Below are 26,724 nucleotides of genomic sequence, written 5' to 3' on the forward strand. Positions count from 1 at the left end.
TCGGGTGGCGGGCAACCCGGGCGCCACACGACGCGAGCGCACTCGTGCGGTGCTGCCGACCAGGGGCTCGTCGGGGCACGAGGGGAGCGCCCGGGTGTCTGTGTGTCACGGCGGTGGATAGGCTCGGGCCATGATCTACTTCGCGCTCGCCCGCACTGTCGACGACCCCGCCGTCGCGGCGCAGATCGTCGGGCTCGGGCTCGACGCCATGAGGTTCTCGGCGCGGCGCACCAAGGTGCTGTTCCCGCAGGGGCTCGGCGCGGGCTTCGGGGCGCAGTTCGGGGTCGTCGCGGCCCAGCTGGCCGACGACCTCCGCGAGGGGGACCCCGCCTCCGCGCAGCGGGGCCTCGCCGCGATCGTCGACGGCGACGGGTTCGACGACCCCGGCTCCCAGGCCTGCGCCGTGCTGTTCCGGCAGTCCTGCCTCGAGTTCGCCGCGCTCGCCGGCAGCCAGAGCCCCGAGCTGGTCGGCAAGCTGCGCACCGCGTTCGCGCAGACCCTCGACGCGGCCGTCCTGACGCTCACCGTCGCGCAGAGCGACGACGCGTGGGCCTCGGTCGCGGAGTCGATGGCGATGTCGAAGGAGATCGACGTCGTCCACAAGGCCTACCTCACCTACGGCGGGCTCGACGCGGAGTTCCTCGGCTACGTCGCAGCGCTGGAGAGCTCCGGTCGCCCCGACGTCGACAGCTACGCCGTCCAGGTCACGGCGAACTACCACGAGGAGGCCGCCGAGATGCGGCAGGGCAGCGACCTGCTCGACGCGCTGGACTTCACGCACCACGTGGCCGCGATCGCGACCTACGCCGCGCTCCTGCACGGCGACGCGCACGGCCCCGACGAGAAGCCGCGCCTCGCCGCGGCCGAGGTGGCGACGAGCTGTGGCAGCAGCCTGCTGGCCGACCTCTTCTCCGAGACCCCGGGCTCGCGTTACCCGCTGCTCATCGACCCCGGCTACGCCGCCGACCTCCGCGCGTCGGCACGCTCCAGGGCCGAGGGGGCGGGGTCGTGGGCGGAGGCGCTCCCCGACGACCTCCTGCTGCAGGCCGTGGGCCGCGCCGTCGACGCTCGCGCCGGGCAGCCGTCGATCGTCCTCCCCTGACCGGCACGGAAGGGCCCCGCCCGCGGTAGTCCGGCAGGCGAGGCCCCCCGACCCTCATCCGAGGGGTTGTGGTCCCCCAACCACAGGCTCACCTTGTCACAGGTGGCTGACAGTTTCTACTGGACAGGGTGTACCGCGGACGCTCTGACTACTAGCGGGCTCAGACGGTAGCGTCTGCCGCCGTGTCGCGGAGATCCCCGTCGGCGAGCCGGTCTGCGACGAACGCGCTGGTCCTGGCGGCCAGCGCCATGATCGTCAGCGCCGGCCCGACGGTGCTGCTGCTGACGAACGACGACGCGTCCGGCACGAACACGTTCGGTACGTCCCACAGCTGGTTGACGCCGTTCATCACCGACGTGCGCGGGTCGCTGCCCATGCGGGCGCCGCCGCACTCGTGGATCGCGGCGCCCAGCACGATGGACAGCTTGATGCCCTGCCGGAAGATGAGCCGCTGCAGCGGGTTGAAGTCCGGCCAGACCTTCTCGGTCTCGAGCCCCGCGGCAGAGCCGATGAAGTTGACGCGGTAGCCGCACTCGTCGGCCATCTCCTTCAGCGCGGTCATCGTGCGCTTGAGCAGGATGCGGTCGTTGTCGCCCATGGTGACGTCGATGTGCGGGACGGGCATGCCCCAGCGGTCCTTGAGTCGACCGCTGAGGGAGACGACGTTGTCGTAGCGGGCGAGCATCTCGCCGGACCCGCCGAGCCCGAAGGGGGCGGGCGACCCGGCGGGCACCGGGAAGCGGCCGCCGAGGCCCTGGAACGAGATGCCCCGCCGGAACCCGGCCTCCGAACGGCCGTCGAGGTTCTCGTAGCGGGGGATCAGCACCCCGCCGGGCGTGCCGTAGAAGGGATCGGCCGGCATGTTGTCGGGCGCGTCCCAGGCGCCCGCGTGCTGCGGCGAGTCGAAGAAGCCGACGCTGATCGTCTGGTCCATGAAGTAGTGGCCCAGCACGCCCGACGAGTTGCCCAGCCCGCCGGGATGGCGCGCCGAGCCGGAGTTGAGCAGCAGCCGGATCGACTCGATCGTCGACGCGCACACCATCACCGCGTCCGCGCTGGCGCGGTGCTCGCGCCGGGTGTTGCGGTCGCGGAAGACGGCCCCCGTGGCCAGCCCCGTCACCTCGCTCGTGGTGATGCGGGTCACCTCGGCGTCGGTGCGGATGGTCAGCCGCCCCGTCGCCAGCGCGGCGGCGATGCCCGGCGGCACCCGGTCGAGGAACGGCGCCTGCACGCGCCACGAGATGACCTTGCGCTCGGGCCAGCGGGCCTCGACCGTGGACTTGAAGTCCTTCTCGAGGCCGGTGAGGAAGCCGGGCCCGGCGTAGTGGCCGTCGGGCGGGTGCGTGAGGCCGTCGCGGTCGCCGTAGACGCCGAGGAACTCCTCGACGCGGTCGTACCAGGGCTCGAGGTCGTCGTAGCTGATCGGCCAGTCGTCGCCGTAGCCGTCCTGGGAGGCGGCCTTGAAGTCGACGTCCGACATGCGCTGCAGCACCTTGCCGTAGCTGTTCATGCGGCCGCCGAGCAGCTTGCTCCGCACCCACAGGTACGGGTGGGCGAGCGGGGTCGTGTACGGGTCCTCCACGTCGTTGACGAGGAAACGGTTCGACGACTCGCTGAAGTAGGGCCGGCACGCCTGGCGGAACTGGCCGCGGACCATGGCCTTTGCCCGCGGGACGAGGTCCATGCCCATGGCGGCGGGCTTCTTCTTCAGGGGCTCGAAGTCCTCCTCGCGCAGCTCGCGCCCGGCCTCGAGAAGGAGGACGTCGAGGCCGCGCTCGGTCAGCTCCTTGACGGCGGTGCTGCCCGCGGGGCCGGAGCCGATGACGATGACGTCGTAGGTGTGGTCGGGGTTCAACATGCCAAGCCTCCTTGCTCAGATGGTGACGGTCCGGGTGCGTTCGCCACCGAACGGAATGGGGATGTAGGCGACGCGGATGCGCAGCCGCATGGTCACCTCGTGGTCGCCGGGGGAGAGATGGGTGCCGAGCCACCGGACGGCGAGCGGGGTCCCGTACTCCCAGCGGTAGCTGGTGACGGTGGTGGCCTCGTCGAGCGTGAACCACTCGTCGCCACCGGGGGAGATGGCGAGTTCGTCGCGCGGGGCCTCGACGCCGTCGACGACGAGTTGGAGGTCGTGGACCATCGACAGCGGGATCCCGCGGTAGTACGTGATCAGCGTCTCGGCCTGGAACGCCGACTCTCCCGTCTCCGTCACGATGTTGCGCGCGGAGCCCTCGGTGAATACGTAGTTGTCGAACATGTCACTCCACTTCCGCGACGAGCTGGCTGAGCAGGCGTTGATGGGCCCGGACCTGGCCCTGGTCGTCGACGGCACCGTCGACGGGGACGAACCGGTTTCCCTCGTACTCGCTGGAGATGTAGCCGGTGTAGCCGATTCCGTGGAGCGCCTCGACGACGGCGCGGTAGTCGATCGAGTACTCCTTGCCACCCGCCATCTCGAAGAACTTGCCGTGCACGTGCCGGATGTAGGGCGCGTACTCGTCGAGCACCGTGAGCGGGGTGTTCTCGTAGCCGGTCGAGAAGAAGGCGTACTCGCCGTCGACGGGTCGGCGGAAGAGCGCGGTCAGGTCGTCGGGGAAGACCATCTGCCCGTCCCGGCTGAACAGCCGCATGGTGTCGCCGTGCTCGGCGAACAGCTCGTCGATCCTCGTGGCGACGGCCGGGGTCAGCCCGAGGCCGAGGAAGTACTGCGTGCTCACGCGCGGGTGCCGGTGGCAGAAGATGCCCGTGTCGACGACGAGCCCGAGCCGCTCCGACTGGGCCGCGCGCATCATGGCGATCCAGCCGGCGGTGCCGGGGCTGTCGAAGCTCATCCCCGCGTGCACCTCCAGGGCCATCGTCACGCCGAGTCCCTCCGCGTACGGCAGCGCCGCGAGCGTGACCTCGGCGGACGTGTCGGAGACGAGGCGCACCAGGTCGAAGCCGAGCCGGGCGCTGACGTCGAGGTCGCGCTTGAGCAGTTCGAGCTGTTCGCGTGGCCGCAGGACGCGGTTGGCGTACAGCGTGGAGTTGATGAAGATGTCGTTGCAGACCGGGGCCAGACCGGACGCGTCCAGCGCCGTGCGCCAGGCGGCGACGGTCTCGTCGGTCGGGTACGGCGTGCCGACGATCATCTGGTCGCTGATCAGCTCGACGCCCGTCGCGCCGGTGTCGGCGACGAAGGCGAGCGCCGTGGCCAGGTCGACGCGGCCGCGCGCGTAGGAGTCCTGCAGGCTGTACAGGCTGACGGACGTCCTGATGCCGCTCATCGCGCGGCCCCCTCGAGGACGCGCTCTGCGGCGCGGGCGGGGATGCGCGCCGAGTCCGCCGCGCCGATGATGCCGGCGTCGTTGCCGAGGTCGGCCGTCACGATCCGGGGCTCTCCCCGGAACCCGCGCCCCGACAGGTTGTCGAGGAACGACTTGCGGGCCGACGGCAGGATGAGGTCCCCTGCCACGGCCGCGATGCCGCCGCCGACGACGACCACCGCCGGGTCGACCACCGCGGTGAGGGTCGCGATGCCGACGCCGAGGTAGTGCCCGAAGCGGGTCAGCAGGCCGGTGGCGAGCGGGTCGCCCTGGCGGGCGGCCGCGGTGACGTGCGCGCCGACGATCTGGTCGCCGCCGGCGGCCGCGAGGATGGCCTGCGCGCCGTCGGGGTCGGCGACGGCGACCGAGCGGGCGAGCTTCGCCAGCGCGGTGCCCGACGCGTACGCCTCCCAGCAGCCCTCCTGGCCGCAGCCGCAGAAGTGGCCGTCGGGGACGATCGTCATGTGGCCGAGCTCCGCGGCTGCCCCGAAGGATCCGCGGATCAGCTGGCCGTTGCTGATGATGGCGCCGCCGAGGCCGGTGCCGAGCGTGAGCATGACCATGCTGTCGGCCCCTCGTCCCTGCCCGAACCGGTACTCGGCCCAGGCGGCCGCGTTGGCGTCGTTCTCGATGACGACGGGCAGCCCGATGCGGTCGGTCAGGATCGAACCGAGCGGGTGGTTGCGCCAGGCGATGTTGGGGGCGAACAGCATCGTGGTGCGGTCGGAGCCGACGAAGCCGGCCGCCGCGACGCCGACCGCGTCGACCTGCGGGTACTGCGAGCGCAGTTCGTCGACGGTCTCGGCGACCGCGCCTTCGATCTGCCGGGGATCGTGGGGGTCGGTGGCGCGGTAGGCGTGAGCCAGGATCTGGCCGTGTGCGTCGACGACTCCGGCCGCGATCTTGGTGCCGCCGATGTCGACGCCGACGGTGAGTTCTGCCGTGTTCGTGTCCATGGTGGTGCTCCTCAGCGGTTGGAGAAGGCGGAGTCGAACGCCGCGGTCGGGGGGACGAGCCAGTTGTCGCGCACGAATTGCAGCGCCTGGGGGGCGCCGACGAAGCGCTCCATCCCGGCGTCCTCCCATTCGACGGAGACGGGGCCGTCGTAGCCGATCGCGTTGATGGTGCGGAACAGGGCCTCCCAGTCACAGTCGCCGCGGCCGGCGGAGACGAAGTCCCAGCCGCGACGGGGGTCGCCCCAGGGCAGGTGCGAGCCGAGCGGCGCGTTGCGGCCGTTGAAGCGACGCTTCGAGTCCTTGCAGTGCACGTGGTAGATCCGGTCGGCGAAGTCGACGAGGAAACCGGCGGCGTCGAGCTGCTGCCAGTTCATGTGGCTGGGGTCGAAGTTCAGGCCGAACACCTCGCGGTGCCCGATCGCGTCCAGCGTCGCCTTGGTGGTCCAGTAGTCGTAGGCGATCTCGGAGGGGTGCACCTCGAGCGCGAACCGCACGCCGTTGTCCTCGTACACGTCCATGATCGGGTTGAAGCGACGGGCGAAGTCGGCGTACCCGTCGGCAATCATGTCCTCGCTGGCCGGCGGGAACATCGCGACGTACTTCCAGATCTTCGATCCGGTGAACCCGGTCACGACCTTCGCGCCCAGCCGGCGCGCGGCGACCGCGGTGACCTTCAGCTCCTCGGCGGCCCGCTGCCGCACCCCCTCGGGATCGCCGTCGCCCCACGTGCGGGCCGACAGGATGCCCTGGTGCCGGGCGTCGATCGGGTCGTCGCACACGGCCTGGCCGGTGAGGTGGTTGCTGATGGCGTACACCTCGAGCCCGTGGCGGGCCAGCGTCTCCTTCTTCGATGCCAGGTAGTCGTCGTCCTCGGCGGCCGCCCAGACGTCCAGGTGGTCGCCCGAGCAGGCGACCTCCAGGCCGTCGAAGCCCCACTCCGACGCACGCCGACACACCTCCTCGAAGGGCAGGTCGGCCCACTGGCCGGTGAACAGAGTGACCAATCGCGACATGGTGAATCTCTCCAGAATCCCTCTGGTACGACAGGGGGCACACCGGTGTGGCCGCTCTGCCCGCGGAGAGCACTCGCTCTCCTGTACTTATGCACACTATATGCATAAGTACAGGAGGTTCGCAAGGAAGTCCCTACACAAGTAGCGGGTAGCGGTCGAGGATCTTCGTCACGTCGATCGGGAAGCCTCCCGGGCCCCACTCCATGAGGTAGGAGGGTGAGAGCAGTGTCTCGGTGACGAGCGCGGCTGCGCCGCGCAGTTCCTCTGTGCGCTCCGCGGATCCCTGTGTGAGATCCAGGTTCTGGAGTGCGCCGGCCGGCGCCTGCGCGTTCAGCGTCCGGGTCAGCGCCCCCGTGAACAGGTGGCTCATCGCCAGCGCGTTGCCGCCGACGACCACCCGCCGGGGGTTGAACCAGGTGACGGCCGATGCGAGCGCGCGGCCCGTCGCGTCGGCCGCCCTCAGAATGAGGTCGACGCAGCCGGGGTCGCCGGCCTCTGCGGCCGCCACCACGTCCGTGACGGTGACCGCCCTCGACTCGAGGGCCCCGCCGTCGCCGCTCATCAGGAGGCGGCCCGCCGCGGCCTCGATCGCCCACTGGGAGGCGAACGTGTCGAGGCAACCGATCCGGCCGCAGAGGCAGATCTGGGTCGAGGTGGGGTCGACGGTGAGGTGGGTGATCTCGCCGGCCAGGGCGTCCGCTCCGCGGTGCAGGCGGCCCCCGGAGATGACGCCGGCGCTGACCCCTCGCCCCATCCTGACGTAGAGGAGGTCGCTCGGGGAGTCGGGCGCGGAGGCGGCTCCGAGCGTAGCCAGGTTGGAGATGGACTCGGTCCACACCGGCGAGTTCATCCGCTGGGTGAACCACGTGCGGATGTCGAGCTTCGTCGCCCACTCCAGGGCGTGCGGCCCGGCGATGAGGGGGCCGATCGTCCGGCCGGTCACGGGCTGGACCGGGGTCGGGACCCCGATGCCGACGCCCCAGGCCGCGTGCTCCGGGTGGGCGCGCAGCAGGTCCTCCATCTCGGTGGCCACACGCTCGCAGGTCGCCTGCGGGCTGACCATCAGATCCCACTCGATCCTCCGGGACTCGATGATCTGCAGGTCGAGGTCGGTCAGCGCGACGCGCAGCTCGGCGGTGCCGATCGTGGCGGCCAGGATGCGCCCCTGGTCGCCGGAGAACTCATACACCTCGGCGCCGCGGCCGCCGCGGCTCCGCTGCTCCCCCGACGGCCGGATGAGCCCGAGGTCGAGGGCGGACTGGATGCGCTGCGTGATGATGTTGCGCCCGAGCCGCGTGTTCTCTGCCAGCTCCGGGCGGGTGCGTGCCTCACCGCTGTGAATGAGGCGGACAACCTCTGATACCTGGGCCCAGGGGTCCTGATGTGACGGCGCGACCACGCTCTTCAGCCTCCTTCGGATGGTTGCTGCCAGACCTTCCGCAACCGGGTTCCATTCTAGGGGTTGACTTATGCACGGAACATGCATAAGGTCTGTCTTGTTACGACAGACGTGGTCATAACATCACCCCTGGAGGACTTCAATGACGAAACACCGCATCGGCATCGTGGGCCTGGGCTTCATCGGAACCCAGAAGCACCTCGTCGGGCTCGCGCAGCACCCCGACAAGGCCGAGATCGTCGGCTTCTGCGACATCGACGAGGACCGCGCGAAGGACGCGCAGGCCAAGTACGGCTCGGCCGACTCCTACGTCACCACCGACTACCACCAGCTGCTCGCCGACGAGTCGATCGACATCGTCCACGTGTGCACCTGGAACAACACCCACTGCGAGATCACCGTCGCCGCGCTCGAGGCCGGCAAGCACGTCCTGTGCGAGAAGCCGATGGCGATCACCGGCGAGGAGGCGCGACGCATGGTCGCCGCGGCGGAGAAGTCGGGCAAGACCCTGTCCGTCGGCTACCAGTACCGCTTCCGCAACGAGTCGCAGTACATCCGCAAGCTCATCGACGAGGGTCGCCTCGGCGAGATCTACGCCGGCGCGGCGCACGCCGTCCGCCGTCGCGGAGTCCCGATCTGGGGCGTCTTCACCGACAAGGAGAAGCAGGGCGGCGGCCCGCTGATCGACCTCGGCGGCCACGCGATCGACCTGGCGCTCTGGTACATGGGCAACTACGAGGTCGAGTCCGTCACCGGCGTCGTCAACTACAAGCTGGGCGACAAGCCCGAGGGCAACGCGGCCGGCCCGTGGAACCCCGAGACCTACACCGTCGAGGACTCCGCCTTCGGCTTCGTCCGCTTCACCAACGGCGCCTCGCTGCAGGTTCGCGCCTCCTGGGCGCTGAACGTGCCCGAGTCGCGTGAGTCCTGCGTCGAGCTGTTCGGCACCGACGGCGGGATCGACGTTGTGCAGAAGGGCTCGGACCAGCTCGTCACGCTCAACTCGGTGCAGGGCGGCATGCTCGTCAACACGCAGCCCGAGCAGGGCGCGGCCTACTTCGGCCTCGGCGGCGAGTCCCAGTCCGGCTTCAGCTACATGGGCGGCCTGGAGGCCGGCCAGTGGCTGGACGCGATCACCAACGGCACCGAGCCGCTCGTGACCGCCGAGCAGGCATGCGTCGTCTCCGAGATCCTCGACGCGATCTACACCTCCGCCAAGACCGGGCGACCCGTCTACTTCAACCAGCCCGCTGGCCTGGATGAGGACCTCGACGGCGAGGCGGCCGCGATCGCCGCCCAGAACTACCAGCCCGCCTGAGCCCAGCTCAGACGGTCATCCGTCGGCCCGGCAGGGCCACTCAACCGGTGCCGCCCCGCACCCTCGCGGGGCGGCGCCAGGGCCGGGACAGGCTCCCGTCCCTGTCGGCCGCTGGCCGGCAACACAGTGTTGTGTTCCATTGAGAGAAGACATTCGACATGACCCATACGACCACCGAGCAGCACAATGGTGCTGTGGCTCCCTCGACCGAAGGCAAGCTGTCCTTCGGGACCAAGCTGACCTATGGCCTCGGCGACTTCGCCAGCCAGCTGATGTGGAGCCTCGCCTCGTCCTACCTCGTCCTCTTCTACACCGACAACGTCGGCCTCGCCGCGGGGTCCGTCGGCATCCTGATGCTGGTCGCCCGCGTCGCCGACGCACTGTTCGACCCGCTGCTGGGCGCCTACGCCGAGCGCCACCCCACCAAGTACGGGCGCTTCCGGCCCTGGCTGCTCTACGCCTCCCCGATCCTCGCGGTGAGCGTCGTCCTGACCTTCATGACCGTCCCCGGCGGAGACGTCACCAAGTTCCTCTGGGCCGGCGCCACCTACCTGTTCATGGGCTTCATGTACTCGGCCGTCAACCTGCCCTACGGCGCCCTGGCCTCCGTCATGACCCGCGACGGCGACGAGCGCGTGTCGCTGATGTCGTTCCGCATGATCGGCACCAACCTCGGGTCCGTCGCGCTCAGCGCCCTGACGATGCCCCTTGTCCTGCACTTCTCCGGCGTCGGCGACGGCGAGACCACCACCACCGCGGGCTTCACGATCACCGCCGCGATCCTCGCGTGCATCGCCGTGCCGATGTTCTGGCTGGTCTTCGCCAAGTCCAAGGAGATCATCCAGCCTGAGATCTCCGAGACGCGCGTGCCCCTGAAGGAGACCCTGAAGGTCGTCCTCGGCAACAAGCCGCTGATGCTGGTGACCGTCGCGCTGTTCCTCAGCCTGACCAACCTGTTCGGCCGCCTGGCCGTGGTCATCTACTACTACATCTACCTGATGGGCCGCTACGACCTCATCGCCCCGCTGATGATGCTGCCCTCGATCATGGGCGCGATCGGCATCGCGTGCTTCGCCCGCCTGTCGAAGACGCTCGGCAAGAAGAAGACGGTCATCCTGTCGCTCACCATCACGGCGATCCCGACCATCCTGCTGTTCTTCGTCGACCCGTCGAACCTGACGCTCGTCATCCTGCTCACCGCCCTGTACGGCCTCGGCAACTTCGCCGTCCCGGTCCTGATGTCGATGGTGCCCGACGCCATCGACTACGCCCAGGACAAGACCGGCGTCCGCAGCGACGGCACCGCCTACGCCGCCACCTCCATGGGCACCAAGATCGCCTCCGCGGTCGGCGGGGCCATGGGTGCGCTGCTGCTCGGAGCGTTCGGCTACGTCGCCAACCAGCAGCAGACCGAGGTCGCCGCGCTCGGCATCAACGTCACGGTCAACCTCTTCCCGGCGGCCGCGAGCCTGCTCGCCATCATTCCCGTCGCCCTCTACCCGATCACCGAGCAGAAGTACGCGGAGATCACCGCCCGCCTCCGGGCGCGCCAGGCGGCTCAGCAGACGGCCGACGAGGCCTGAGAGGAGGAGGCAGAGGGGAGAGGAGCGACGATGGAGACCCAGCATGCTCCCGGCAGCGCCGGACATGTGTTGAGCATCATGCGTGACCTGCGGCCGCGCACCCGCAGCCAGCTTGCGGATCTGACGGGCCAGGCGCGCACCACGGTCAGCCAGAGGCTGGACCTGCTCCTCGACGCAGGGCTCATCCGCGAGGCCGAGCACTCGGCTGCCACCCGTGGACGCCCCTCTGCCGCGTTCGAGTTCGACGTCGAGGGCAACCACGCCCTCGCCGTCGACCTCGGCGCCAACCACGCCACCTACGCCGTGACGGACTTCTCCGGTCGCGTCCTCGCCGATGCGAGCGACGACGTGAGCATCGCGGAGGGGCCGGCCGCCATCATGGAGCTCGTCGTCAGCCGACTCGGCGAGCTGGTGGGGGAGGCGGGCATCGCGCCGGACTCCGTCCGGACGGCGGGCGTCGGGCTTCCCGGCCCCGTCGATCACGCCAGCGGGCTGCCCTCCAGCCCGCCCATCATGCCCGGCTGGGACGGGTACGACGCGAGGGGCCGGATCTCCGCGAGATTCGGCTGCCCCGTCTTCGTCGACAACGACGCCAACGTGATGGCTCTCGGCGAGCGGGCGGCCGCCCACCCGGGCGTGGACGACCTGCTCTTCGTGAAGCTCGGCACCGGTATCGGCGCGGGCATCATCTCGGGCGGTCGGCTCCTCCACGGGGCCGACGGCGCGGCCGGCGACCTCGGTCACGCCTACTCACCCGCCGCGGACGGCCGCCCCTGCCGCTGCGGCAACAGGGGCTGCCTCGAGACCGTGGCCGGCGGCCTCGCCATCACCCAGGCGCTGCAGGCCGAGGGGCTCGACGTGCAGACCCCGCGCGACGTCGTCGAGTCCGTGCGACGCGGCGACCTGCGCGCCGTGCGTGCCCTGCGCACCGCCGGCCGCGCGATCGGCGACGTGCTCGCCACCTGCACGGCCCTGTTCAACCCGGCCGTCGTAGTCCTCGGCGGCGAGATCGTCGCGGCAGGGGAGCCCGTGCTCGCCGGCGTCCGCGAGTCGGTCTTCGCCCGCACGCTGCCGCTGGCCAGCCGCCGGCTCCAGATCACCGTCGCGCAGGCGGGGTCCCTCGGCGGCGTCCGCGGCGCCGCGCAACTCGCCATCGACGGCGCCCTCTCGCCAGGGGCGCTCGAGGCGATCCTCGACCACAGCCTGGCCAGCTGAACCACGCACCACCCACCACACGAAACCAGGAGAACACCATGCCAACGCTGTTCATGAAGCTGCCCCACGAGGACAAGGTCCTGCGCCCCGACTGCCTGCGCAGGCTCGTCCTCGGCGACCAGACCGTCGGCTTCACGCTCGACATCGGCCTCAACTACTACCGCGGCATGCCACTGTCGTCGATCGAGAAGCTCGACGTCATCGTCGACGGTGCGCCGATCTCGCCCGAGCTGATGCTGTTCGAGTTCAACGAGAAGCTGTTCATGCCGGATCAGCTGGCCATGGCCTTCACCGAGTTCTGGGACCTCAAGCGGGACCTGCGCCTCAAGGTCTTCAACGGCGGCCTCGCCGCGGGGGACCACGAGGTCGAGCTCGTGCTGCACGTGCGCAACGTGTACATGCAGTTCGGCCCCGGCGCCTACGGCATGGTCGACAGCTCGGTAACCCGCACCCTGACGCTGACCGACGGCCCGGCCCCGGCGCGACCCTCGGCCATCGAGGCCTCCACCGGGACCGTCCCGGCCCGCGCCGGCGTCTCCAGCGCGACGATCGGCACCATCGAGCAGGCCGTCTCGCTGTACGGCTTCGAACAGCGCCTCGTCGACGACCCCGACTACGGCCTCGCCGACATGTTCGCCGAACTCAACTCGCTGGGCGTGCGCAAGTACGAGCTGATCGGCTCGATGGTCTTCTCGCAGTATCCGCGCCCCACCGCCGCCGAGATCGCCGCCGTCCGCGAGCTCTCCGAGCGCTACGGCGTCGAGATCAACAGCTACGGCGGCTACCTCGACAAGGGCAAGATCACCGGCCACGACGCCACCGACGCTGACCTGATGCTCGACATCACGGCCGACCTGATGACCGCCCGCGACCTCGGCGCCACGTTCCTGCGGGCCGGCGACATCCCGCTGCACCTGATGCCCGCGGCCGCCGCCATGGCCGAGCGCTACGGCGTGCGGATCGGCATCGAGGTCCACGCGCCCCACAAGCCGAGCGACGACAGCGTCCAGGCCATGCTCAAGACCATGAACGAGATCGACAGCCCCTACCTCGGCCTGGTGCCGGACTTCGGCTGCTTCATCGAGCGTCCCGCGCAGCCCGCGCTCGACCGCCACATCGCCAACGGCGCCGACCCCGAGCTGCTCGACTACGTCATCGCGCACCGCCACGACGGGCTCGACGAGGCCGGCATGCAGGCGAAGATCGCCGGCATGGGTGGCGGGGAGGCCGAGAAGTGGGCCATCTCCGAGATGTTCGGGTTCCTGTCCTTCGGGCCCGCCGACATCGAGGGGTTCAAGACCCTGCTGCACCGCACTCAGTACTTCCACTCGAAGTTCTACCACGTGACCGAGGACCTGCAGGATCCGCAGATCCCCGTCGACAGGCTGCTCGCCGCGATCGTCGAGTCCGGCTTCGAGGGCGTCCTGCTGTCGGAGTACGAGGGCCACGCGTTCCACCTCGACGACGCTCACGAGCAGCTCGAGCGCCACCTGCGCCTCGAGCAGAAGATCCTGACCGGGCTCGCCAACCGCGAGCCGCAGCTGGTCGGCTGATCCACCCGTCGGAGGGGTCGGCCGAAGCCGGCCCCTCCGTCCACGCGCGCGGGCGCATGCACCGTCGCGCATCACCACCCGTCTGGCCGGGTTCGACCCGGCGCTGGTCCGGCATGGCGCCGATCGAGGGCTGGAAACCCCCGGGACATCACCAGACAACAGCGAAGGCCACACCCATGCCACGCAGAACCGACCCAGCCGCCCACCGCTGGTGGACGCTCGCCGCCGTCTCCCTCACCCAGCTGCTCATCATCCTCGACGGCACCATCATCAACATCGCCCTGCCAAGGGCCCAGGCGGAGCTCCTGCTCAGCGACTCCAGCCGCCAGTGGGTCGTCACCGCCTACGCGCTCGCATTCGGAGCCCTGCTCCTGCTCGGCGGGCGCATCGCGGACTACTGGGGGCTCAAGCGCACCTACCTGCTCGGGCTCGTGGTGTTCGGGGCCGCCTCCCTGTGGGGCGGGCTGACGCACAGCGGCGCGGAGCTCCTCGTCGCGCGGGCCGGCCAGGGTGCCGCGGCCGCGCTGATGGCCCCCGCGGCGCTGGCCTTCGTCACCATCAGCTTTCCCGACGGGAAGGAGCGCAACAAGGCGTTCGCGATCTTCGGGTCCATCGGCGGCATCGGGTCCGCCGTCGGGCTGCTGGCCGGCGGTGTCCTGACCGAGCTCCTGTCGTGGCGCTGGTGCCTGCTCATCAACGTGCCGCTGGTCGCGGTCGGCGTCGTGCTCGGCCTGTGGCTGCTCACCGAGCGCCGCGTCGAGGGTCGCCCGACCTACGACGTCGCCGGCGCTCTCACCGCGACCCTGGGTCTCGGCCTGCTCGTCTACGGCCTGACGCTGGCGGAGCATTCGATCACCGCGCCCGCCACGGTCGGCTGCGTGGTCGCCGGCATCCTGCTCCTCGCCGCGTTCGTCGCCATCGAGCGGCGCTCCCGCCAGCCGCTGCTGCCGCTGCGGATCGTGTCGGACCGCATCCGCGCCGGTGCCTTCCTGGTGCAGTTCCTCATCGGCGCCGTCGGTGTCGCGACGATGGTCTACCTGGCCTTCCACCTGCAGCTCGTCCTCGAGCTGCAACCCTTCGTCGCCGGCGTCGCGACGCTGCCCTACACGGCCTCGCTGATGGCCATGGTGCCGTTCGCCGTGCGGATGATCGACCGGATCGGTCCCCGTCGGCAGATGATCGTCGGACCGCTGATCAGCGCCGTCGGGCTCCTGCTGCTGTCCTTCGTGACCGCCGACGGCGGCTATTGGCTGCAGGTATTCCCCGGCCTCGTGCTCATGGGCATCGGCATGGGGTTCACCGTCGTCCCGCTGAACAACCTGGCGCTGTACCGCGTGGCCGACCATGACGCCGGCGTCGCGTCCGCGACGGTGACGGCCACCAACCAGATCGGCGGATCCATCGGCCTGGCCGTCGTGACCGCGGCCTATGTCGTCGCGATGGGGGCCTCGGGGGCCAGCGGTCCGGAGGCGCTGGTGCAGGGGTACCGCGTCGCGTTCGGGATCGGCGCCGGCATCTTCGCCGCGGCCGCGGTGGTCGGATGGTTCCTCATCCGCCCGGCGGCTCCCCAGGGTGTGGGAGAGCCCCGTCGGGAACAGGTCGTCCACCTGGCCTGAGTCGACCCCGGCAAAGCAGAGGGCCCCGGATGCGCGATCGCGCATCCGGGGCCCTACCCGAACCGGGTTCAGGTCAGATTGTCAGTGGCCCGTGGTGTGGGCCGCGGAGCGTCCGTCGGAACCGAGGGCGGACTTGATGCGGCTGACAAGCCGCGACACCTCGCGGGCGATGTCCTTGAACGCAGGATCAAACGTGATGGGCTCGTTGGTCATGAGTACCTCCAGCTGCTGCGACGCGTGCGCTTATCGAGCCGTGAACGACAGGTGTCGGTCATGACAAAGGCGCCTCACTCCGGGGAGATGAGACGCCTCTACGCGCTTGCAACGTTGACGATTCTACCACATTTGGACGGGTGGCTGATGACGGCAGGGGCATCGGGTCGGCCGACAGAAGGCGCGCCAGAATCAACGTGGAACCGAGGGCATTAGGCTCGTGCCAGATGGCTGGGCTCCATTGCGGTGCTGTCATGACCATGGGGGACACCCATACTTCCCAGGCATCAGGGTCACGCCCCATCTAGGGCGTGACCCGCCCTCGGCGGTGCCAAAATGGTTCGCAGTAATGACTATGGGTTGGCCCTTGCTAGAGTGGGCAACCACTGCTACGCTCCGTCGTAGTGCCACCGTAGAAGTTGGCACTGACAAAAAGACCAGGAGGTTCTCCGCAATGGCTCAGCTCACCCTCGACTCCCTCAGTGCCAAGTTGAAGGGGGGTGATTTCGCGCTCGTTCGGATCAACACCACCTACCAGCCGGCGGGCGGTCCCGGCGCGAAGGTCTTCCCGCCCACGTTCCCCCTCACCCGCGAGGAGTCCTCGCCGTACCTGCTGGAGGAGCGGATCAGCAATGGCGCCATCCGCAAGGCGGCCGTGCTCGATCAGGTGCCTTCCCAGGCCAACCGTGGGGAGGAGGCCGTCGCGGCGGCTCAGGGTGCCGGGTTGGTGAAGGTGCCCATGCTTCGCCTCACCCATGACGGCGCGGAGCATGCTGTCATCACCAGCTTCACCGCGCCACACAGAGTCTTCGATGCCTACTGGCGAGACTCGCTGATCGACGGCGAGAAGTTCGACAAGACCGCCATGGGAAAGGCACTGCAGGCGGCCTCGCTGGCCGACGCGAGGGCAGTCCTGGAGCATGACCCGGGCAGTCTCACATTCGGCAGCTGGAACAGCCATCGCAAGGGGCGTCAGGCCAAGTTCCCCCGTGTCTACCAGAGCGAAATCGTGGGCTGGGACCCCGTCGTCGGGTCCCGGAAGGCCGGGCGGATGGACCCCCTCAACCTCGTCGGAAGCCGATCGGGAGAGGGTGATGAGTGGAGCTACTCGAGCGCTTCGCAGAAGACGGCGAAGGGGAAGCTCAGTGAGATCGGGCACGGCAACATCGCGCCGAACGAGGCCCACGGAGGAGTGACCATCAGCGGGGCGACCAGGTTCGCCACCCTGAGCCTCGCAGGCCTCAGGCGAATCGCGTTCGGCAGCGCGACCGCGGAGCAGGGTACCGCCGCCCGTGCCTACCTGGCCGCGTTCGCCCTGCTGGCGGACCGGCTTGCGTTGGGTGGGGCGTCAGTCTGGCTCCGGAGCGGGTGCGAACTCGTCGTCGAGGAGGAGACGCTCGAGTGGGTCGGTCGAGGCGGTGTGGTCGAGCAGTTCTCCCTCACGCAGGACGAGGCGATCGCTCTCTATCGCGAGGCGCTCGACGCCGCTGTCGCTGCCGGGGTGGCGCTGGCCCTCGAGCCGGTTGAGCTGACGCCATCAAGCGCGCTATCCAAGGCCATCGACTTCAGCCTCACCAAGGCCGAGTCCGCGGGAGAGTGACGTGGCCATCTGCCTGGATGTGTTCCTGGTGGCTGACCGCTACGACGCAGGCGCCGGACAGGATCCCCGCTCGTTCGAGTGGCCGCCGCACCCGGGGAGGGTGGTTGCGGCGCTGCGGTCTGTCGCGGGGGACGAGGACCTCCCCGTGCTGCGGTCCCTAGAATCGCTTCCAGCGCCCACTGTCCACGCGGCTGCCGAGTTCGGTGCAGGACGTAGCCGCACGTATGTGGTGACCAACAAGACGTATCTGGCGCCTAAGAAGAAAAGGGACGACGGTGCGATCGGGAACCTCAGCCACCCAGGGCGCACCAGCGGTCTGCGGGAACGGAGCTCGGTCTTTCCGGCCAATCCACGGATCCAGATGATCTGGGATCCGGAGGACATCCTGTCTGATGCGGAGCTGGCGAATCTGGACTCGATGGCACGTCGTGTGCCGTACCTGGGACGGTCCACGTCCCCGGTGCTCATGGGAGTGCAACGGGTGACCGAGGTGCGCGTGCCCGATGGGCTGAGCGCCTTCGTTCCGTCCGAAGGGGGCGATCGTCAGCTTCGGGTGCCGTATCCCGGCTACATCGATGAGCTGGACGGCCTCTTCGAAGCCGGTCTTTCCGCGTGGCAGGCCAGCGACAACGCGGTAGCGCGTCGCGGCTACCGCAGGATCGGGGAGGACATCCCAGTCGCGCTTCCTTCCTTCACGTCACGCTACAGCGATCTCGTTGTCCTGCGATTCACGGATCGACGACCGCCGAGCGGGAGCCAGACCGCGACATTTGCAGCTGCTCTCAGGTCAATGGTGATGCGCCAGACGCGCGATCCTCTGCCACCTGCCCTGCACGGCCATGGGTTCGACGGGAACCCGCACGTCGCCTACCTGGGCCTCCCTGTGTGCGGTTCGCCCCATTCCGATGGTCATCTTGTGGGCCTCGCGGTGGCGGTGCCCGGCATGGATGAGGCTGAACGGCGCCGCATTCTCAGAGGGATCCTCGGCCCTGAGGCAGATGGCACAGTGCAGCTCACGGTGCCGGGATATCGGTCTCCTTTCGAGCTGAAGTACCGGCCCGATGAGCGGCTTCCGCGCAGCGCGACGGTGAGCCACTGGTTACGGTCGTCACGGCAATGGGTGACTGCGACTCCGATTGTCCTGGACAGGTATCCGAAGAACGGCGATCTGGCGGAGGCCGTGCTGGAGAGCGTGGTGAACGCGGGCTACCCAGAACCGGATGAGGTCGAAGTCAGCCGCGAGGCCATGACAACTGGCGGGGTGCGTCTGACACCTCGCGACCTTCCACGTAGGTCCAGGGGACGTCTCTACTGCCACGCGCGGATCACGTTCGGGCCGGAGGTGGAGGGGCCGGTCCTTGTCGGGGCCGGACGCTACTTCGGCATCGGTCTCCTGCAACCTGAGCGACGTCTTGAAGGAGGCGCTGATGAGGTGTGAGGACTTCCCCGAGTTCTTCCGCGAGGTCCATGGCCACGAGCCGTTCCCTTGGCAGAAGGACCTGCCGCGTCAGATCGTCGAAGCGGGGCACTGGCCGTCGCTGGTAGACGTTCCGACAGGCCTCGGCAAGACGTCGATGCTCGATGTTGCGGTTTTCCTCCTCGCGTTGGAGGCGGATCTTCCGCCCGCGCAGCGACTGGCGCGTAGAAGGATCTTCCTTGTGGTCGATCGAAGAATCGTCGTCGATCAGGCCGAGGAGCACGCTCGAAGGATCGCAGACCGGCTTGACAACGCAGAGATCGGCAGCGTCACGGCTCTCGTCGCCGAAAGGCTCCGGAGATTGTCGAGTTCCACGGCCGGTCGGCCAGTACTCCCAGTGGTGAAGATGCGGGGAGGCGCCACCTGGGACGCGGCATGGCTGTCCAGGCCCGATCTTCCCGCCATCGTCACCGGCACGGTCGACCAGGTGGGGAGCCGCCTCTTCTTCAGGGGCTACGGCGTGAGTCCTCGCCGGCGTCCCATCGATGCTGCCCTCGTCGGGGCAGACTCGCTCATCCTGGTTGACGAGTCTCATCTGGCGACAGCCCTGACAGCGTCGCTGGCCTCAGCCTCCGCTGTTGATGCGCCGCCGCACGACTTGTCTCCGAGGCCAGTGATCACCAGGCTGACAGCCACCACTGATGAGGAGATCGACGGCTGGATACCGGCCTTCGACGCTCAAGCGCACTTGGCCGATCCGGTGGCGGCCCGAAGGATCACCGCCCGGAAGCGCCTTCGGATGGAGTCGACCCAGAAGAGGACCGCTGCGAAGCGGATCGCCGAGGTGGCGGTGGAGGCATTGTCCCCCGGCGCCAGGGTTCTCGTCGTGTGCAACACCATCGACCGCGCGCGCGAGGTGTTCGCGCATCTGAGCAGGTCGTCGGTGTCCGACGTTCAGCGACTCCTGCTGATCGGACGGAGTCGGTCTTATGAGCGGGAGGCTGTCGTTGACCGGGTGCTTGCCCTCTTCGGGGCCGGCCGCGACGAGTCGGCGGCCTCTGCGGTCCTCGTCGCCACCCAGACGGTCGAGGTCGGGATTGATCTGGATGCCACGGCTCTCGTGACGGAGAGCTCATCGTGGGATGCGCTGGTTCAGCGAATCGGGCGCGTGAACCGGCGAGGAGATCGTGACGACTCGGTCGTTGTGGTCGTGGACGACGATGATTCGCGGCCCCCCGTCTACGGGAATGCGCGACTCTCTACCGTGGAGTATCTGGGTGGGCTGCTGGCAGATTCGGAGGAACTCGATGTCTCCCCATCGGCCTTGCGCAGACTCAGCCCGCCGAAGGGAACCATGCTGGAGCGAGCGGCGGCGCCGTACCTCCTGCCTGCTCACCTAGACGCCTGGACGCGAACGAGTCCGGCCCCGGTGAATGATGCTCCACTCGACGCATATCTCCACGGGATCGAACGTGGCGTGGCGCCCGTGTCTCTCGCCTGGCGCGACGGCCTTCTATTGGCAGACGGTTCGCCGGCAGCTGCAGATCCGTCGACGTGGATCGAGGCGATCCCTGTGCGTGGAGAGGAGAGTGTGGAGGTGCCCCTCGTTGCAGTGAGGCTCTGGTTGGCCGGGCGCAGGGCCGCTCCGCTCAGCGACTGGGACGATGACGAGTGGGCGCCATTCGCCGAAGACACCTCTCGCGAGGTCCTGCGGAAGGAGGCTCGCCCGGACGGCACTGTCGGCTGGGAGTGGGTGTCAGCCAGCCTCATCCGCCCCGGCGACAGCCTGGTCGTGCCCTCCGAGTACGGAGGGCTTGACGAGTACGGCTGGAACCCGGCGAGTGAGGTCCCCGTCAGGGACGTGGCCGAGCTGGCCGCTCTGGACCGCGGCCAGGCCGCCCTCCGTATTGATGAGGCGCTTGCAGGCCGACTGAGTCTTCAGCCGCTCAGCGAGGACTTCTGGTCGCTTCTCCGCACCTGGCGGACCTCTGACGATCCGGAGGTGGCTGCCACCGCGAGGGAGTCCGGCGAGGCCGCGCTGCGCCGATGGCTTGCAGGTTCCGCCTGGCCGGGGGCTGGCCCCTGGGCTCGTCCTGTCGCCCACGGCGAGTCGCGAGGGAGCGCGCTCTTGAGCGCGATGTCGGCTGCTGAACTCCAGCTGGCTTCTCGCGGTCGTCGCCGGGATCTGCCCGTTCTTCCCGCTCGAGACTCATCCGTCATCATCATGAAACCCACCGCGAGCGGGCAGGTGGCCGCCTGGCGCGAGGCATCGGACGAGACGCCGGACGGGACCACTCACATCTTCGAGAGGCGGGTGACGCTCAAGCAGCACGGCGACGCCGTCGCCGCACGAGCGGAGGGGATCGCGCGCAACCTCCGCCTGCCTGAGGAGTTGGTGCGGGCGGTAGCCGATGCTGCACAGTGGCATGACCTCGGAAAGACGGATCCACGCTTCCAGGCGATGCTGTTCGGCGGGGACCGGGTTTCGGCCGAACTGGCGGAAGAGCCTCTGGCGAAGTCCGGCATGGACGCTGGGGATCTTCAGCGTCGTCGGGACGCTCTTCGCCGGAGCGGGCTTCCGCGGGGCGCTCGCCACGAGGCCTGGTCGCAAGCCCTGGTCCGTGACTACCTTGAGAAGCTCACAACGCCCTATCCTGCCGACGCCGATCTTGTTCTCCACCTGGTTGCCAGTCACCACGGCCATGCGAGGCCCTTGCTGCCTGCCGTTGTCGAGACGGCGCAGCACGACATCAGTGCCGAGATTGATGGCGCGCAGGTCACCGTGGCTGTGCCTCAGATGGTGGATCTGGAAGACGCCACCAGGTTCCAGCGGCTGAACGCCAGGTACGGCCGCTGGGGTCTGGCGTTGCTGGAAGCGATCGTCCGCTGTGCGGACATGACTGTCTCAGGAGAAGGCTCATGAATCAAGTCAGACTCCCGGCGCTGACAGGCGATTCGCCGCTCGGCATTCTCGCCGCCTTCGGGGTTCTCCGGCTGTTGGCCCAGTTCTCCGATGAATCGGCGAAGCTGAGTTGGGATCCTGCTAGCAGGTTGGCCGTGATCCATGGACGACGCACCAGCGTCGAGGAGATCGTGAAGGACCTCCAGACCATCGTCGATCGGATCGATGAAGGTTCGGTCCTCCCGGGTGTGGCGCCTGCGTTCCCCCCACCCGGCGCTGCACCGGACGGACTGCGGGCGCCCCAGACTCAGCTCCGCCAGACGGTTGCTCCGCTCCTTGTGCCCATGGCGGAGGGAGAACGTGCGGAAGCCATGCGCTGGCTCGCCAGCCTTGTTACGGACCTCACGTCCGATGACACAGGACGGGCGGCGATCAGCCAGTTCACGGCGCCGACAGGCAAGCAATCAATGGCAACGATGCTGACCAAACCGCTAGCGGCCATCCGCAAGAACCCGGACTACCTGCGGCAGGCGCTCATGAGCTGGCGACGGGTGCCAGGCACCACCGGCGAAAACCTCGACCACAGGGCCTTGTGGGACTCCGCGGAAGACGGCTCCGGTGACGCCAACATGCGTGGGGTGCCTGGCGCGACGTGGCTTGCTTTGATGAGCTACCCGCTCCTACGTACCACGGTCGGGTTGAGGCATCGTCCGCTCAGCAGCGGGTGGCATACGACGAAGTTGCCTGGAGGCCGCGCCTACAGCGAGCTGAGACTCCCCCTGTGGGAGCAGCCTATTTCTCCGCCAGGGGTGACGGCACTAGTGGAGCATCCGGCGATGGCGGAATGTGTGACCGGCGACGGGAGGTCCTCTCCGACAGAGGCCCTCCAGAGTCTCGGCGTGTTCAGTGTTTGCCGTTCCCGGAGATATCAGCCGCCTGGGGGGCAGTCTGCGGGCGTCCTACGGACGATCGACACATGAGGGCTATCCGGCCAGACGTGCCTGGGCTCCCCGACACGGTTCCCGCCAGGATGATCAACGAGTTCGTCTACTGTCCCAGGCTCTTCCATCTCGAATGGGTTCAGTCCCAGTTCACCACGAACGATGATGTGGAGGAGGGGCTATATGTTCACCGCGTCGTGGACAAGGGAAGCGGGGACCTCCCAGACAAGACAGAAGCGTGGGACGGTCGGCGCGCCACCTCGGTCTGGGTGACGTCGAGCCGATTGGGGCTCACGGCAAAGCTGGACTTGGTTGAAGGCAGCGACGACGGCACCGCCGTACCTGTTGACTACAAGAAGGGGCGACCGAATGACGATGGATCTGCCTGGACAGGTGACCGGATCCAGCTGCTGGTCCAAGCCATGCTCCTCCGCGATGCTGGGTATCAAGTAGACAGGGCGGAGGTCTGGTACGCCGAGTCCCGTCGCCGTGTTGCTGTTGTGGTGGACGACGAAGGCGTCGCAGAGGTGGAGGACATTCTGGAACGGCTGTGGGCGACCGCGAGCCAGCCAAAGGCACCTGCACCGCTCAGAGGTAGCCCCAAGTGTCCCAGGTGTTCACTTGTCGGGGTTTGCCTTCCGGACGAGATCAGCGCCTTGAACACCCGCGCGAAGGAGCGCAAGCAACTGCGGCGCGTGATGGCCCCAGACCGTCTCTCCCGTCCGGTGTACGTGACGCTGCAGGGTGCCTCGGTCGGCGTGCGGAGGGGACGTCTGGAGGTCTTCAGCGATGGAGAGACGAAGGCCTCCTATCGACTCATTGATGTGTCACAGGTCTGTCTGTTCGGGAACGTCTCGGTGTCGGCGCAAGCCATGCGCGAGCTGATGTCCAGAGAGGCTCCGGTGCTGTGGTTCTCGTTCGGGGGCTGGTTCTCAGGAATGGCTGAAGGGCTTCCTGGGCGCAATGTGGAGTTGCGCCGCGCTCAGTACACGGCGAACCCGGAGTTCGCGCTGAACGTCGCCAGAAACATGATCGCGGGGAAGATCAGAAACTCTCGGACCATGCTCCGGCGCAACTCTCGCACTGAAGTCGGCCCAGTCATCGATCAACTGATGGACATGAGCAGCGCTGCTCGTCGAGTGGAGTCACCGGCAAGCCTCTTGGGGATTGAGGGAACTGCTGCGCGCATCTACTTCGGTGAGTTCACCTCCATGGTTGGAGCAGGATGCAAGGTTGACGTCGGGTCCTTCAATGCAAACGGGAGGGCTCGTCGTCCACCACCCGACATACTCAATGCCCTTCTGTCGTTTACCTATGCGCTCCTGACGAAGGACCTCACCGTCGCGCTCCACGCAGTCGGCCTCGACCCCTACTGGGGTGTCATGCATCGTCCCCGATTCGGTCGCCCGGCCCTGGCACTCGACCTGGCCGAAGAGTTCCGCCCGCTGGTTGCCGAGAGCGTTGTTCTTCAGGTGCTGAACAACGGTGAAGTGAGCGATGCCTCCTTCCGGATCCACGCTGCCGGTTGCCAGCTCGAGTCGGAGGGCCGCAAGGTCGTACTCAGTGCATATGAACGGCGCTTGGAGCACGAGATCACGCATCCGCACTTCGGATACCGGGTTACCTATCGGCGAGCGATGGAGGTACAGGCCAGGATGCTTGCGGCGCATCTCAAAGGTGAACTGCCGGAGTATGTGCCGTTCGTGACGAGGTGAGTTGACATGCCCCGTCGACGGCACCTCATTGCCTATGACATCCGCGAGCCAAGCCGGTTGAGACGTGTCTGCAAGTTGATGGAGGCTCATGGCGAGCGCCTCCAGTATTCGGTCTTCGTGTGTGACCTCACGAAGACCGAGCTTCTCCACCTCCGGCGTGACGCCGAGCGCATCATGAATCTGGCAGCCGACTCCGTGGTGATCATCGACCTTGGTAGCCTCGATGCAGCGCGCTTCACGTTCGTCGGTCAACGGATGGAACTGCCGTCGCGTGGAAACCAGATCATCTAGCGAGCGCTTGGATGCACGCGTGGCTGAGCGTGAGTGCTCGACCCCTTGTCAGACGGCTGCTAGGGGTCGTTCGCGGCCTGTGAGAGCACCGCTGCCGCCATCAACGCACCCAGCGCTCGCAACAGAATGCGTAAGTGCTTGTCAGGCACTACAATTCTGGTTAGCTCTCTTCCCGGCCTCAACGGCCGGGCTCCATTGCGGGTGCTCCTCCTGCAGATCGCTCGACGTGTCTCCCGCGAGCTCTTCCCGGCCTCAACGGCCGGGCTCCATTGCGGGTGGGGCTCGGGCCGTCACCACGGGGAGGTGGCCCCGAGCCTCTTCCCGGCCTCAACGGCCGGGCTCCATTGCGGGCCGAGAAGGGCGCCTGCGTGCGCCGCCTCTACCTTGTACTCTTCCCGGCCTCAACGGCCGGGCTCCATTGCGGGACGAAGGGCATGAGCGGCACCCACTGGTCGGCCTCTTCTCTTCCCGGCCTCAACGGCCGGGCTCCATTGCGGGTGCTCCTTGATCGCCGCGGAGAAGCCTTCGACCGACTCTTCCCGGCCTCAACGGCCGGGCTCCATTGCGGGATGACCTTGCTGATCGACGTGCCGCCCGCCTCGGCCTCTCTTCCCGGCCTCAACGGCCGGGCTCCATTGCGGGGCGTGTCAAGAGCAGCTCGTAGCCGGTGAGCGCCCAGCTCTTCCCGGCCTCAACGGCCGGGCTCCATTGCGGGTTCTTCGTCCAGTAGGCACGGTCGCGCTGGTACTTGGCCTCTTCCCGGCCTCAACGGCCGGGCTCCATTGCGGGCCGCTCACGACGCACCTCCCAGCGGCCAGAGGACGGTCTCTTCCCGGCCTCAACGGCCGGGCTCCATTGCGGGGCCGTAACCACTCGCACCGGCGAAGTACCCCTGCCTCTTCCCGGCCTCAACGGCCGGGCTCCATTGCGGGTGGGCGAGGAGCGACTTCCCGACACCGGGCCGTGCGGCCTCTTCCCGGCCTCAACGGCCGGGCTCCATTGCGGGGACAGGTCGCGGTCGTCGGAGCTGTAGTGGTACAGCCCCTCTTCCCGGCCTCAACGGCCGGGCTCCATTGCGGGCAGGTGGCCCACGCGGCGGGGAGGGTCGCCAGCCCGCCTCTTCCCGGCCTCAACGGCCGGGCTCCATTGCGGGGGCGGGGCCTCGCCGTCGAACCACAGCGCATACGCGGCGCTCTTCCCGGCCTCAACGGCCGGGCTCCATTGCGGGCCGCTCATGCCGCACCTCCCAGCGGCCAGAGGACCTCCTCTTCCCGGCCTCAACGGCCGGGCTCCATTGCGGGCAGATGACGTGCCGAGCGACGAACAGCCACCCCGCCCTCTCTTCCCGGCCTCAACGGCCGGGCTCCATTGCGGGTGTTGCGGCGATGGCGTCCCAGTCGTCCCCGCGTTCCCGCTCTTCCCGGCCTCAACGGCCGGGCTCCATTGCGGGGACAGAGGGCCACGTGCCGAGGGATCGCAGCTCGTTCTCTTCCCGGCCTCAACGGCCGGGCTCCATTGCGGGCCCCCTGCAGTGATCACCACGGCGCAGGGCCCGCTCATCTCTTCCCGGCCTCAACGGCCGGGCTCCATTGCGGGGGGCCCTGGTCGGCGGCCCCGTTCGCGAGGCCGTTTCTCTTCCCGGCCTCAACGGCCGGGCTCCATTGCGGGTCGGTCAGTTTCGCCGACGCCTTCTCCGCGGCCTCCTCCTCTTCCCGGCCTCAACGGCCGGGCTCCATTGCGGGTTCGCCTGCCCGTGGAGGCGCAGCACGAACCCGACCTCTTCCCGGCCTCAACGGCCGGGCTCCATTGCGGGCTCGCGATGTACTCGCTGTTGATCGCACGCGTCGCCTCTTCCCGGCCTCAACGGCCGGGCTCCATTGCGGGCTGTTCGACACGCTCAAGAGCCCCGGCCCCATCGACCCTCTTCCCGGCCTCAACGGCCGGGCTCCATTGCGGGTACAACTCCGCCGCCATCCGCCAGTACGCCGCGCCCTCTTCCCGGCCTCAACGGCCGGGCTCCATTGCGGGAGGAACTCGGCGGGGTCGAGCGCGTGGGTCTACACGTCCTCTTCCCGGCCTCAACGGCCGGGCTCCATTGCGGGGGTCTCAAGCGCGTCCCGGAGCTGACCGAGTACCCCTCTTCCCGGCCTCAACGGCCGGGCTCCATTGCGGGTGCGCCGGCCCACCCGAAGGAGGGCGGCATGAGCAACGACTCTTCCCGGCCTCAACGGCCGGGCTCCATTGCGGGGGGAAGTACCCCCGACAGACCGTCACGGCCTGAGTGACTCTTCCCGGCCTCAACGGCCGGGCTCCATTGCGGGGTCCCCGACTTCGCCGCGAACGACAGCCGCGCCGCCGAGCTCTTCCCGGCCTCAACGGCCGGGCTCCATTGCGGGGGTGCCACTGTAGCCCCTTCGGTGCCGATGTCAACCTCTTCCCGGCCTCAACGGCCGGGCTCCATTGCGGGCGCTCAACGAACAGCCCGCAATGCAGATGAGGAACCCCCCTCTTCCCGGCCTCAACGGCCGGGCTCCATTGCGGGCACCACATGCCGGGGTGGCGGAGGATGCCGGGGCTGTCGA

The 26,724-nt window shown here is 68.5% G+C and carries 19 protein-coding genes and 1 CRISPR repeat array (1 of these 20 only partly in view); of the genes, 12 read left to right on the forward strand and 7 right to left on the reverse strand.

The features are described 5' to 3' along the window. The first annotated feature begins 130 nt into the window (after positions 1-130). On the forward strand, positions 131-1,102 hold the full coding sequence (locus KDB89_RS00925; RefSeq protein ID WP_219082628.1) for a hypothetical protein: 972 nt from the start codon (positions 131-133) through the stop codon (positions 1,100-1,102). A gap of 160 nt (positions 1,103-1,262) precedes the next feature. Here KDB89_RS00925 and KDB89_RS00930 read toward each other — a convergent pair whose 3' ends face one another. From KDB89_RS00930 to KDB89_RS00955, 6 genes are all read right to left on the reverse strand, one after another. Beyond that, the gene (locus KDB89_RS00930; protein ID WP_219082631.1) at positions 1,263-2,960 is read right to left on the reverse strand and encodes a GMC oxidoreductase; all 1,698 of its coding nucleotides are present in this window, start codon (positions 2,958-2,960) and stop codon (positions 1,263-1,265) included. Between the two features lie 15 nt (positions 2,961-2,975). Further along, positions 2,976-3,362: a C-glycoside deglycosidase beta subunit domain-containing protein gene (locus tag KDB89_RS00935; RefSeq protein WP_219082635.1), complete on the reverse strand. Its 387-nt coding sequence runs from the start codon at positions 3,360-3,362 to the stop codon at positions 2,976-2,978. Position 3,363: 1 nt separating this feature from the next. Next, complete coding sequence (locus KDB89_RS00940) at positions 3,364-4,371, reverse strand: sugar phosphate isomerase/epimerase family protein (protein ID WP_219082636.1); 1,008 nt, start codon at positions 4,369-4,371, stop codon at positions 3,364-3,366. Continuing rightward, the gene (locus tag KDB89_RS00945; protein WP_219082639.1) at positions 4,368-5,366 is read right to left on the reverse strand and encodes an ROK family glucokinase; all 999 of its coding nucleotides are present in this window, start codon (positions 5,364-5,366) and stop codon (positions 4,368-4,370) included. Before KDB89_RS00945 ends, KDB89_RS00940 begins: the two co-directional genes overlap by 4 nt. An 11-nt stretch (positions 5,367-5,377) precedes the next feature. Next, positions 5,378-6,379 (reverse strand): sugar phosphate isomerase/epimerase family protein, encoded by a 1,002-nt coding sequence (locus KDB89_RS00950; protein ID WP_219082641.1) that lies wholly within the window; start codon positions 6,377-6,379, stop codon positions 5,378-5,380. 133 nt (positions 6,380-6,512) lie between these two features. After that, positions 6,513-7,778, reverse strand: coding sequence for an ROK family protein (locus KDB89_RS00955; RefSeq protein ID WP_219082643.1), 1,266 nt, complete (start codon positions 7,776-7,778; stop codon positions 6,513-6,515). Between the two features lie 142 nt (positions 7,779-7,920). Here KDB89_RS00955 and KDB89_RS00960 point away from each other — a divergent pair, with 142 nt between their 5' ends. The 5 genes from KDB89_RS00960 (at position 7,921) to KDB89_RS00980 (ending at position 15,063) form a co-directional block, all read left to right on the forward strand. After that, a complete protein-coding gene (locus tag KDB89_RS00960; RefSeq protein WP_219082646.1) occupies positions 7,921-9,096 on the forward strand; it encodes a Gfo/Idh/MocA family protein in 1,176 nt (391 codons plus the stop codon). A gap of 194 nt (positions 9,097-9,290) precedes the next feature. Beyond that, on the forward strand, positions 9,291-10,679 hold the full coding sequence (locus KDB89_RS00965; RefSeq protein ID WP_219082648.1) for an MFS transporter: 1,389 nt from the start codon (positions 9,291-9,293) through the stop codon (positions 10,677-10,679). A gap of 30 nt (positions 10,680-10,709) precedes the next feature. Further along, entirely contained in the window at positions 10,710-11,894 is a 1,185-nt protein-coding gene (locus KDB89_RS00970; RefSeq protein ID WP_219082651.1) for an ROK family transcriptional regulator, read from the forward strand. 38 nt (positions 11,895-11,932) lie between these two features. Further along, entirely contained in the window at positions 11,933-13,447 is a 1,515-nt protein-coding gene (locus KDB89_RS00975) for a C-glycoside deglycosidase beta subunit domain-containing protein (RefSeq protein WP_219082654.1), read from the forward strand. A 176-nt stretch (positions 13,448-13,623) separates the two neighbouring features. Beyond that, positions 13,624-15,063, forward strand: coding sequence for an MFS transporter (locus KDB89_RS00980; protein ID WP_219082655.1), 1,440 nt, complete (start codon positions 13,624-13,626; stop codon positions 15,061-15,063). A gap of 81 nt (positions 15,064-15,144) precedes the next feature. Here KDB89_RS00980 and KDB89_RS14535 read toward each other — a convergent pair whose 3' ends face one another. Next, complete coding sequence (locus KDB89_RS14535; RefSeq protein WP_255556090.1) at positions 15,145-15,276, reverse strand: hypothetical protein; 132 nt, start codon at positions 15,274-15,276, stop codon at positions 15,145-15,147. Between the two features lie 454 nt (positions 15,277-15,730). Between KDB89_RS14535 and cas7g the strand changes: the two genes are divergently transcribed. From cas7g to cas2, 6 genes are read left to right on the forward strand one after another with little or no spacing between them, the layout of a single operon-like run. Beyond that, positions 15,731-16,876, forward strand: a complete 1,146-nt coding sequence (gene cas7g / locus KDB89_RS00985; RefSeq protein WP_219082658.1) for a type I-G CRISPR-associated RAMP protein Csb1/Cas7g — start codon at positions 15,731-15,733, stop codon at positions 16,874-16,876. Between the two features lies 1 nt (position 16,877). Continuing rightward, on the forward strand, positions 16,878-18,314 hold the full coding sequence (gene csb2, locus KDB89_RS00990; protein WP_219082660.1) for a type I-G CRISPR-associated protein Csb2: 1,437 nt from the start codon (positions 16,878-16,880) through the stop codon (positions 18,312-18,314). After that, complete coding sequence (gene cas3g / locus KDB89_RS00995) at positions 18,304-21,216, forward strand: type I-G CRISPR-associated helicase/endonuclease Cas3g (RefSeq protein WP_219082662.1); 2,913 nt, start codon at positions 18,304-18,306, stop codon at positions 21,214-21,216. Before csb2 ends, cas3g begins: the two co-directional genes overlap by 11 nt. Beyond that, entirely contained in the window at positions 21,213-22,175 is a 963-nt protein-coding gene (locus tag KDB89_RS01000; RefSeq protein WP_219082664.1) for a type I-G CRISPR-associated protein, Cas3-extension family, read from the forward strand. Before cas3g ends, KDB89_RS01000 begins: the two co-directional genes overlap by 4 nt. After that, a complete protein-coding gene (gene cas4g/cas1g / locus KDB89_RS01005) occupies positions 22,172-23,851 on the forward strand; it encodes a CRISPR-associated endonuclease Cas4g/Cas1g (protein WP_255556091.1) in 1,680 nt (559 codons plus the stop codon). Before KDB89_RS01000 ends, cas4g/cas1g begins: the two co-directional genes overlap by 4 nt. A gap of 6 nt (positions 23,852-23,857) precedes the next feature. Next, a complete protein-coding gene (cas2, locus tag KDB89_RS01010) occupies positions 23,858-24,142 on the forward strand; it encodes a CRISPR-associated endonuclease Cas2 (protein ID WP_219082666.1) in 285 nt (94 codons plus the stop codon). 166 nt (positions 24,143-24,308) lie between these two features. After that, positions 24,309-26,724: a CRISPR direct-repeat array (repeat unit 36 nt; unit sequence CTCTTCCCGGCCTCAACGGCCGGGCTCCATTGCGGG) (it continues 3,700 nt past the right edge of the window).

Origin of the sequence: Tessaracoccus palaemonis, from assembly GCF_019316905.1 — a bacterium.
Lineage (GTDB): Bacteria > Actinomycetota > Actinomycetes > Propionibacteriales > Propionibacteriaceae > Arachnia > Arachnia palaemonis.